This window comes from Bacteroides sp. 3_2_5 (assembly GCF_000159855.2).
Taxonomy (GTDB): Bacteria; Bacteroidota; Bacteroidia; order Bacteroidales; family Bacteroidaceae; genus Bacteroides; species Bacteroides fragilis.
Window position 1 is genome coordinate 149203 of the sequence record NZ_JH636044.1, and the last position, 10545, is coordinate 159747.

Here is a 10545-nt window from a genome sequence, read left to right on the forward strand (position 1 = left end):
GTAGTAGTAGTGCTTTTTTTTGTATCCCTTTATGTCACCGAATAAAACGCTAATTTGAATTACTGTCCTCAGTAGGTCCTCTTTCGATATTTTAGTATTTTGTACCGGATGAAATTCTATTCTATAATCTGTTCTTTATCTTCTTGTTGCCTTCTCTGTTGCCTTTATGTTTTTCGAAGAACAAAGGAAAGAACTCCCGGTGGATTTTTATTATCTTAAATTTCTCTTCTTTCTCTTTCTTTTTACCTATTTTTGCCTATTCGTTAATACTAAAGTCTGATAATCAATGAAACGTCGCGATTTTCTGAAATGTTCACTTGCCGTGGGAGCAGGTTTGGCAGCCTCTCCGTCAACCTATGCGTTTAATGGCGAAAGCAAAGAGACCGGTAATGATTCTTCCAAACTGTCAAAGGCTCCTGCCATAAAGGGAGGGAAGCCGCATATCATTTTTATTATGAGTGACCAACATCGTGGAGATGCTTTACATTGCATGGGCAATAAGGCGGTTATTTCTCCTAATATAGATAAACTGGCTCAGGAAGGCAGTTTGTTTGTGTGTGGTTACAGCTCTGCACCCAGTAGTACGCCTGCACGTGCCGGTTTGCTCACGGGGATGTCTCCATGGCACCATGGGATGCTGGGATATGGGAAGGTGGCTTCCAAATATAAATATGAAATGCCTCAGATGTTGCGTGACTTGGGTTACTACACTTTCGGGATAGGAAAGATGCACTGGTTTCCACAGAAAGCTTTGCATGGTTTTCATGCTACGTTGGTCGACGAGAGCGGACGCAGTGAAACCCGTGATTTTATCAGTGACTATCGGGAATGGTTTCAGTTGCAAGCTCCCGGGAAGAATCCGGATTTAACAGGAATCGGCTGGAATAATCATAATGCCGGGACTTATAAACTTGAAGAGAGGCTGCATCCTACGGCCTGGACAGGTCAGACAGCTTGTGAATTGATACGCAATTATGATAGCGATCAACCTTTGTTCCTCAAGGTCTCTTTTGCTCGTCCTCATAGTCCGTACGATCCTCCGAAACGATATTTGGATATGTATGAGAAGGTAGATATTCCTGTACCGTTCGTTGGAGATTGGTGTGGGAAATATGCTGAACGCAAAGATCCGGAACGGGTTTCAAAGGATGCGGCTTTTGCAAATCTAGGCGAAGAGTATGCTGTCAATTCACGACGCCATTATTATGCAAATGTGACATTTATTGATGACCAGATTGGACAGATCATTCAGATTCTAAAAGAGAAAGGAATGTACGAAAATGCAATCATTTGCTATACGGCCGATCACGGTGATATGTTGGGAGATCATTATCATTGGCGGAAAACCTATGCATACGAAGGGTCGGCCAAGATTCCTTATATCATAAAATGGCCTTCTGCCATGACTACACAGGCTATCAGAGGAAAGCGGATTGAACAGCCAGTAGAGCTACGCGACTTTTTACCTACCTTCATTGAACTTGCGGGAGGGACGGTACCGGATGATATGGATGGAAAATCTTTGGTAGCCCTGGCTTCAGGAAATAAAAACGGCTGGCGAAAATATATCGATCTGGAACATGCCACCTGCTACAGTGCCGATAACTATTGGTGTGCGTTGACTGATGGTAAAATGAAGTATATCTGGTTTATTCATACGGGTGAAGAGCAACTGTTCGATTTAAGTTCAGATCCCGGTGAACAGAAGAACCTTTCCGGAAATAGTCGTTATGCAGATAGGCTGGTTGAAATGCGTAAAGCGATGGTTGACCACTTGCAAGAGAGAGGAACAGAGTTTGTAAAAGATGGAAAGCTGGCGGTAAGAGATCAAACCTTACTTTATAGTCCCAATTATCCGAAAGATTGATTTATTCATGATAATTGGAGTATCATTTATTCCCAAATCCCGTTTTCTTTTCTTATTTTTGCGTCGTGTGCGTAAACGGAGTTTATCTGAGCGACACCTAATGTAAACTTATAAATAAGAAATATGAAAACAAACTATGAGATTCGCTATGCTGCCCATCCGGAAGATGCAAGAAGCTACGACACCAAGAGAATTAGAAGAGATTTTCTGATAGAAAAGGTTTTTTCAGCCGATGAAGTAAACATGGTATATTCCATGTACGACCGTATGGTGGTAGGTGGGGCCATGCCGGTAAAGGAAGCGTTGAAATTGGAAGCTATCGATCCTTTGAAAGCTCCTTATTTTCTGACCCGTCGTGAAATGGGTATTTTCAATGTCGGGGGGCCCGGTGTCGTGAGGGCGGGGGATGCGATATTTCAGTTAGATTATAAAGAGGCACTTTATCTGGGGGCAGGTGACCGGGACGTTACCTTTGAGAGTACGGATGCTGCACATCCCGCTAAATTTTATTTTAATTCACTGGCCGCTCATCGCAATTATCCCGATAAAAAGGTGACTAAAGCCGATGCTGTAGTTGCTGAAATGGGAACGTTGGAAGGTTCGAATCATCGTAATATCAACAAGATGCTGGTAAATCAGGTGTTGCCCACCTGTCAGTTGCAGATGGGGATGACCGAACTGGCTCCGGGAAGTGTGTGGAATACGATGCCTGCACATGTCCATAGCCGTCGTATGGAGGCTTATTTCTATTTTGAAGTACCGGAAGAGCATGCTGTGTGCCACTTTATGGGTGAGGTTGACGAAACCCGTCATGTGTGGATGAAGGGCGATCAGGCAGTCTTGTCACCGGAGTGGTCTATCCATTCGGCTGCGGCAACTCACAATTATACTTTTATCTGGGGTATGGGAGGTGAGAATCTTGATTATGGCGACCAGGACTTTTCATTAATTACGGACTTGAAATAAACTGTCCGGTGTGGAAGTTCCTTTTAGGAAATGAAAGTGAGATAAGTTTTTAAAAACATTATAAGTATGGTAAACTTTTCATTAGAGGGCAAAGTGGCATGGGTCACAGGTGCATCTTACGGCATTGGTTTTGCCTTGGCTACTGCTTTCTCGGAGGCAGGAGCGAAGATCGTATTTAATGACATCAGCCGGGAGCTGGTTGATAAAGGCTTGGCCGCATACAAAGAATTGGGAATCGAGGCCAGGGGATATGTGTGTGACGTCACCAGCGAAGAGCAGGTGAATGCTTTGGTTGCACAGATCGAGAAAGAAGTGGGAGTGGTTGACATTTTGGTGAATAATGCGGGTATCATCAAGCGTATACCGATGTGTGAGATGACGGCAGAGCAATTCCGTCAGGTGATCGACGTAGATCTGAATGCTCCGTTTATCGTGTCGAAGGCTGTTATCCCTTCGATGATTAAGAAAGGGCATGGAAAAATCATCAATATCTGTTCGATGATGAGTGAACTGGGACGTGAGACTGTATCTGCCTACGCTGCTGCCAAGGGTGGGTTGAAGATGCTCACACGCAACATTGCATCCGAATATGGAGAATTCAACATTCAGTGTAATGGCATAGGCCCGGGGTATATCGCTACACCTCAGACAGCACCTTTGCGTGAAGTGCAGCCGGACGGTTCGCGCCATCCGTTTGATTCATTCATAATATCCAAGACTCCCGCTGCCCGGTGGGGAACACCGGAGGATCTGATGGGGCCGGCTGTCTTTTTGGCTTCGGATGCTTCGAATTTTGTGAACGGTCATGTACTTTATGTAGATGGCGGTATTTTGGCTTATATCGGTAAACAACCTTAATGAATCTGATCAATACAATTGAATCAATGAAGAAAGTTTTTCTTTTTGTCGCAGCCGTTTTGTTGTGCCTGGCTTGTAACGAAGCGGGCAGAACAGTATCTGTCACGGTGTCCAATGCCACCTCACTGGAACGAAGCGGCGAGATGGTAGAAGTTTCCATGGGTGAGGTTTCCTCTAAATTGCATTTACCCGATACGGCACAGATAGTAGTGGTAGATGCCGAAGGACAGCAAGTGCCCTATCAAATAACTTCTGATGAGAAAGTGATATTTCCGGTCACTGTGCAAGCGAATGGCTCAGCCGTTTATACGATAAAAGTGGGTATTCCTCAAGAGTGCCCGGTGAAGGCTTGTGGAAGATATTATCCCGAACGGGTGGATGACGTGGCTTGGGAGAACGATCTGACGGCTTTTCGTGCTTATGGGCCTGCTTTGCAGGAAACCGGAGAGCGTGCTTTCGGATATGATATCTGGACGAAGTATAATACTACTGAGCCGGTGGTGGAAGCTCGTTATGAAGGCGAACTGAATCCGGATATGAAAGCTAAAATAGCCGAACTCGGAAAGACGGACCCCAAAGCCGCGCAGGAACTTTACCGCTCTGTCTCTTATCATGTGGACCATGGCAACGGGCTGGATTGTTATAAGGTCGGTCCTACGTTGGGGGGAGGTACGACTGCATTGATGGCAGGGGATACAATCATTTATCCGTATTGTTACGCTACCCAGGAGATACTGGATAACGGTCCGTTGCGTTTTACTGTGAAACTGGTATACAATCCATTGGTCGTAAAAGGAGATTCTACTATTATCGAGACACGGATCATTACATTGGATGCGGGTTCATATTGCAATAAAACAGTTGTCTCTTATACGAACCTGAAGGAGACGATGCCTTTAGCCGTTGGTATTGTATTGCACGAACCCGATGGGGCCATTGTTGCAGATGCGGCAAACGGATACATGACTTATGTGGATCCGACGGATAATGCCGGTGGTGACAATGGTAAGATCTTTGTCGGTGCTGCGTTTCCTACTTTGGTGAAGGAGGCAAAAGCAGTTCTCTTCCCGGAGAAAGAAAAGAAGGAACTGCGTGGAGGTGCCGACGGGCATGTGCTGGCAATCAGTGAGTACGAACCGGGAGCGGACTTTACTTACTACTGGGGGGCTGCCTGGAGCAAAGCCGACATAAAAGATAGCGCTGCCTGGAATGCGTATATGGCCGATTTTGCACAGAAGGTTCGCAATCCGCTGACGGTTACAGTGAAATAAGAGTGCTGCCGGAAGCTGTTTATAGCCCGTTTCTTAGTCTTCCATTTGTCTTATATTCCTTATCAGCCCGCTATATTTGGCCCTCTTCACGGCACTGCCTTTGAAGAGGGCTCTGTATTTCTCTTCGCTCAGTTGCTTCCAGTCTTCTTTCTTCATGTTCATGAACTCCGGTGAGGGTTGCAGTTCCGGTGTCCGGCAGGGAGTGGCAAACCGGTTCCAGGGACAAGCTTTCTGACATTCGTCACACCCATACACACGGTTTCCCATAAAGGGGGCGATAGAGTCCGGAATTTCGCTTTTATTCTCGATGGTGAGGTATGAAAGGCAACGGTGTGCATTCAGGTTGTATGGCGTCTCTAAAGCTTTTGTAGGGCATGCTTGCAGGCAACGGTTACATCGGCCGCAGCGATTGGGTTGAGGCCGGTCGTATGTATCGGCTTCCGTATTCAGAAAAAGCTCGCCTAAGAAGAAAGTGGAACCGGCATGGGGAATGATCAGCTGGGTGTTCTTTCCGATCCACCCGAGGCCGGCACGCCAGGCCCAATAACGTTCCGGTACGGGCGCGGTGTCACAGAACATGCGTCCGTTCAGCTCCGGTACGTCTGATTCTTGTATAAAGCGGAACAGGGCAGCCAGTTTTTCACGCATGAGATCGTGATAGTCCTTCCCGTAAGCGTACCATGCGAATTGATATTCCTCGTCAGGTATACGGGTGGCGGGGTAATAGTTTAGTGCTACGGAAACCACGCAACGAGTGCCTTCGACCAGCAAAGCCGGGTCGCAGCGTTTGTCGAAATGATTCGCCATATAAGTCATTCCGGCTTGCCGGTCCGCATCCAGCCACATTTTCAAAGCATTCTGATGGGCTTGATCGATTGGCTCGGCCGGGGCTATGCCGCAAGCAGAAAAGCCGAGGCGCAAGGCTTCGGCTTTCAGGGTTTTACTGTTTATCTTCGTTTCCATTATAGTAACCTAAACTCGTATCCTTCTTCTTTCAGGAAGTCGATGGCACGGGGAAGCGCATATTGCAGGTTTCCGTTGTTCCAGGACTTCAGCGAATCATGGAAGGTTATGATAGACCCGTTGCGGGCATATCTCATCACATTGGCCAGCACTTGGGGCGGACGCAGCTTCTTACTGTAGTCTCGTGTGACAAGATCCCACATGATGATTTTATAGTGACGCTTCAACGTCATATATTGCATCCAGCGCATATGTCCGTGGGGTGGGCGGAACAGATCCGTTTTCATCATCTCGTTGGCCTTGTCCGTGTTGGCCAGATAGTTTGACGACAGATACTCGAATCCGCGGATATGGTTGAACGTATGGTTGCCGATGCGGTGTCCGCGCTCTACTACCATACGGAACACATCCGGGTGCTTACGGATGTTGTCGCCTACCATGAAAAAGGTTGCCTTGATGTTGTGTTTGTCCAGCAGTTCCAGTACCCAAGGCGTCACTTCCGGGATGGGACCGTCGTCAAAGGTCAGGTAAACAGCCTTTTCGTCAGGGTCCATCCGGAAGATGGCGTCGGGATAGATTGCGCGGAAAAACCAAGGCGGTTGCTCTATAAACATCTCCTTCGGTTACAGATTACTGGTGGGCTTTCATGCGTCCCACGTATATGTTATATAGTTCGTTCACCTTCGGGGTATAGTTACCGGCGAGTTTCGACTTATATTTCTCCATCATTTTGACTTCCATATCCAGTGCGCTGAGGTGCATGATAAATTCACGCTGCGACATGAGCAGATGATTGTCGTCCAGGCTGAGGTACCAGGTGAGGTATTCTACAGACTTGTTTGCCAGTTCATCGATAATCTGGTCGGCTTTCGTATTGTTTCCCAACTGGTAGTAAGCTTCTGCCATTTCGAGTGCTCCGTTCTGTACATCGTAGGGCACGTTGAAAGCCGGAATCATCTTTTCGGCGTATTCCAGTGCTGCCAGCGCTTTGTCCTTTTTGCCTTCTTTCATCAGCTGGGTGATCAGTTGGGCAAAGATGCGGCGATGGGTGTAGCACATGCGCATCGTATTCTCGTCGATGTAGATGCCGGGTTTGTCGATGCCTCCGAACTTGAACTTGTTCATCAGGTTGTCATACATCTTTTCACTGTCGATGGTGGCTCCGAGAGCTTCCGTATCGAACGGTGTGAAGCGGTATGTCAGACCCTCCTGAATGAAATGCTCGCGCATGTTCAGCTGATTGTCCGTACCGACGGTGATGGCCATGTAAATGGGGCGTTCCCAGTTGGCATTGGCCAGCATTTCGAGCATCATCAACTCGCTCTTGTAGAGAGCCCGTTTCGGGTTACCCTTTTCGTCTTTGAGCGATATGTGCATGTAGTCGGGGATGGAGTCACCCAATGCCTCCGGAATCATCATACCCGAACGGCGAACGGCTTCTTTGTCGATTTTGACAACGATGCTGTCGGTCGGTATCACTGCTTGTCCGTCTTTGGTGCGTACCCAATATTTCAGGATGTTCTTCAGTTCGTAAGGATTATCGCCGAACTGGGCACGGATATTGTTCAGTGCTTCCGGATTCTTGCCGTTCAGCACCTCTTCTTCGGCGGCTTTGTAGGCTTTGTCGATCTGCTTCTTGAAGTCCGGACGGATGGGGACGTATTCGTTTTGACCTTCCATGTATTCCGTTCTGTCCCAAGTGATGGGCAGTGCCGGAGAGTCGTAGGCCGGACGTTTCATCTGGTCGATGTACCAGTCGGTCTGGAGGTAGCTCAGGTTACAGGTACGTGCGTCGGTGCGGAAGCCTTCGGTTTCTTGGTTGTACCACAACGGGAAGGTATCGTTATCACCGTTGGTATAGATGATCGGGTTGCCGCTTTCCTGAAGTGACATCAGGTAGTTCTGTCCGAAGTCGCGTGCCACGTAGCGTCCGCTGCGGTCGTGGTCGTCCCAGGTCTGGCTCGCCATCTGTATGGGTACGAGCAGGCAGACTGCCGACGTGAGGGCTGCTGCGGGGACTTCCTTCATGTAGTTGCGCAGCAGGTGTACGATGCCCGCCACACCCATGCCGATCCAGATGGCAAAGGCATAGAAGGAACCGGCGTAGGCATAGTCACGTTCGCGCGGCTGTCCGGGTGTCTGGTTGAGGTAAAGCACAATGGCGATACCGGTCATGAAGAACAGGAAGAATACCACCCAGAACTGCTGGATGCCTTTCTGACCGCGCCATGCCTGCCAGAAGAGTCCGATGATTCCCAGTATGAGGGGGAGACAATAGAAAACGTTGTGTCCCTTGTTGTCTTTCAGTTCTTGCGGGAGCATGTTCTGGTCGCCATACAGAAGGTTGTCGATGAACGGTATGCCGGTGATCCAGTTGCCGTGTTCTATTTCGCCGCTGCTTTGGATGTCGTTCTGCCGTCCGGCAAAGTTCCACATGAAGTAGCGCCAGTACATGAAGTTGAGCTGGTAGGAGAAGAAGAACTTGATGTTGTCCCACTGGGTTGGCATGTTCACCATCAGCATCTCTCCGCATTGATCGTAGGGCACGTCGTAGCCGGTGATATCTTGCCAGGACTTATAATAGGCGGTGTGTGCCGAGCTGTACATGCGGGGGAAGAGCATGTTTTGCGCGTATTCATATTCCACACGTCCCGGCAGTTCAACGTAAGAGTCTTTTTCGTCGGGTGAGGTTTTCTCTTTACGGACGTATTTGGTGTCTGTACTTTTCTGGCGGGGTACGCAATAGCCGTCTTCCACATCGAGGGCCACTTTCGAGGAGTAGGCCGGTCCGTAGAACAGCGGACGGGTTCCGTACTGTTCGCGTCCCAGATACTCACCCAGCGTGAAGATGTCTTCCGGGGAGTTCTGATCCATCGGTGTATTGGCTACCGAGCGGATCACGATCAGGGCATACGAGGAGTATCCCACCATGATCATCATTGTACAGAGCAGGGCGGTGTTCATGGTACGGGCCGACATGCGTATCTTTTCGTTCAGCTTTGACGCGAAGAGGTAGGCCGCCAGTACTCCCAGCACCAGGATACCGATGATGACAGCACTTGCTCCGTGCCCGTAGAAGGGGATACCGAGCATGGCGATGGTCAGCAGAAAAGAGAGGTTCATGCGGGTGCGGCTCTTCTCGTTGTAGCTTTCGTATATACCCCAGATGATGGCGGCTGCCAGCAGGGCTACATAAACGATGACACCGGTGTTGAACGGCATGCCCAGTGAGTTGACGAACAGCAGTTCGAACCAGCCGCCTACTTTTACGACACCGGGAACAATACCATAAAGTACGGCTGCCACCAATACCATGGAGCCGGCCAGTGCCAGCAGAGATCCTTTGGCGTTGGCGCCCGGCACTTTCTTGTAGTAGTATACCAGTACGATGGCCGGCAGACAGAGCAGGTTGAGCAGGTGCACACCGATGCTGAGCCCGGTCAGATAGGCGATCAGGATGATCCAGCGGTCGCTATGCGGCTGGTCGGCTACGTCTTCCCATTTCAATATCAGCCAGAAAACGATGGCCGTAAACATGGAAGAGTAGGCGTATACTTCGCCTTCTACGGCCGAAAACCAGAATGTATCGCTGAATGTATAGGCCAATGCACCTACCAGTCCCGATCCCATGACGGTGATCAGTTGTCCGCGGGTGATGTTCGTTTCGTCTGTGATGACGAGTTTACGAACCAGGTGCGTGATGCTCCAGAAAAGGAACAGGATGCAGGCACCGCTCATCAGCGCACTCATGTAGTTCACCATTTTGGCTACCAGTGCCGGATCGCTGACGAATTGTGTGAAAAGGTTGGCGGTGAGCATAAAGAAGGGTGCTCCGGGGGGATGGCCTACTTCCAGTTTATAGGCGGTGGTGATGAATTCCGGGCAGTCCCAGAAACTGGCTGTGGGCTCTATCGTCATGCAATAGACGGTTGCGGCGATCAGGAAAGTGATCCAACCCACGAGGTTGTTTACGGTTTTGTACTGTTTCATTCAGACTATAGTTAGTTACATATTATCATGATACACGGGCGCAAAGATAATGATTTACGTGAAGATAGCCGTAGAAAGTGTAGAGTTTTAGGAGTTTGGAGGGGAGAATTAAGAAACGGTAACGGTTGGTCTTGAATTAATAATAAGAATAGTTGAAGAAGAATTATTGTATGGGAGAGCAAAGATCATGTTTCAAAAGACGTTCGTCTGATGCAACAAAGATAAGCCGCTTTTTTCATCTGTGCAAATATTTCTACATTGTTTTAATTATCAGCCATTTATCTCTTCCTTTGGCCTTCAGTGAGCAGAGCCAAAACTGTGTTTCAAAAAAGGAACGTTTTTTGAAACACCATTGTGTATTCAAGACCGTCATATCTGATTGTAATACACAAACTTACGCATAATAAAAGTGGTATCAAACAGCCTTTCCGGACTCATACGAAGATGTATAGGTCCGCAATGCGTCTTTGATACGATTATTCACTTTAATATCTTAGTATATGAATAGAACTTTTATTATGCGAGAGTGTCTCGGTAAAGCCTTATGGCTGTGTTTTTGCCTTTCGATAGCAGGATGTGCCGAAGATGACAGAATGACTCCCTGTCTGCTGACAGCGGGGATACTGCCGA

7 protein-coding genes are annotated in these 10545 nt (G+C 48.3%); 4 read left to right on the top strand and 3 right to left on the bottom strand.

What is annotated here, in order from left to right; all coding sequences use genetic code 11:
• Positions 1–286: 286 nt before the first annotated feature.
• From BSHG_RS16850 to BSHG_RS16835, 4 genes are all read left to right on the top strand, one after another.
• A complete protein-coding gene (locus tag BSHG_RS16850) occupies positions 287–1867 on the top strand; it encodes an arylsulfatase (protein WP_008657879.1) in 1581 nt (526 codons plus the stop codon).
• 123 nt (positions 1868–1990) lie between these two features.
• Positions 1991–2833: a 5-dehydro-4-deoxy-D-glucuronate isomerase gene (gene kduI / locus BSHG_RS16845; RefSeq protein ID WP_008657880.1), complete on the top strand. Its 843-nt coding sequence runs from the start codon at positions 1991–1993 to the stop codon at positions 2831–2833.
• Between the two features lie 66 nt (positions 2834–2899).
• Positions 2900–3691, top strand: coding sequence for a gluconate 5-dehydrogenase (locus BSHG_RS16840; RefSeq protein WP_005813937.1), 792 nt, complete (start codon positions 2900–2902; stop codon positions 3689–3691).
• A 26-nt stretch (positions 3692–3717) separates the two neighbouring features.
• Positions 3718–4962, top strand: coding sequence for a DUF4861 domain-containing protein (locus BSHG_RS16835; protein WP_011201856.1), 1245 nt, complete (start codon positions 3718–3720; stop codon positions 4960–4962).
• Positions 4963–4995: 33 nt separating this feature from the next.
• On the opposite strand, the gene queG is transcribed toward BSHG_RS16835, so the two are convergent.
• The 3 genes from queG to BSHG_RS16820 are packed head-to-tail and all read right to left on the bottom strand — an operon-like array spanning position 4996 to position 9915.
• Positions 4996–5925, bottom strand: coding sequence for a tRNA epoxyqueuosine(34) reductase QueG (queG, locus tag BSHG_RS16830; protein WP_008657882.1), 930 nt, complete (start codon positions 5923–5925; stop codon positions 4996–4998).
• On the bottom strand, positions 5925–6539 hold the full coding sequence (locus BSHG_RS16825; RefSeq protein WP_005783668.1) for a polysaccharide deacetylase family protein: 615 nt from the start codon (positions 6537–6539) through the stop codon (positions 5925–5927). The genes queG and BSHG_RS16825 overlap by 1 nt, the downstream gene beginning before the upstream one ends.
• A gap of 16 nt (positions 6540–6555) precedes the next feature.
• On the bottom strand, positions 6556–9915 hold the full coding sequence (locus tag BSHG_RS16820; RefSeq protein WP_005783669.1) for a DUF2723 domain-containing protein: 3360 nt from the start codon (positions 9913–9915) through the stop codon (positions 6556–6558).
• Between the last annotated feature and the right edge of the window lie 630 nt (positions 9916–10545).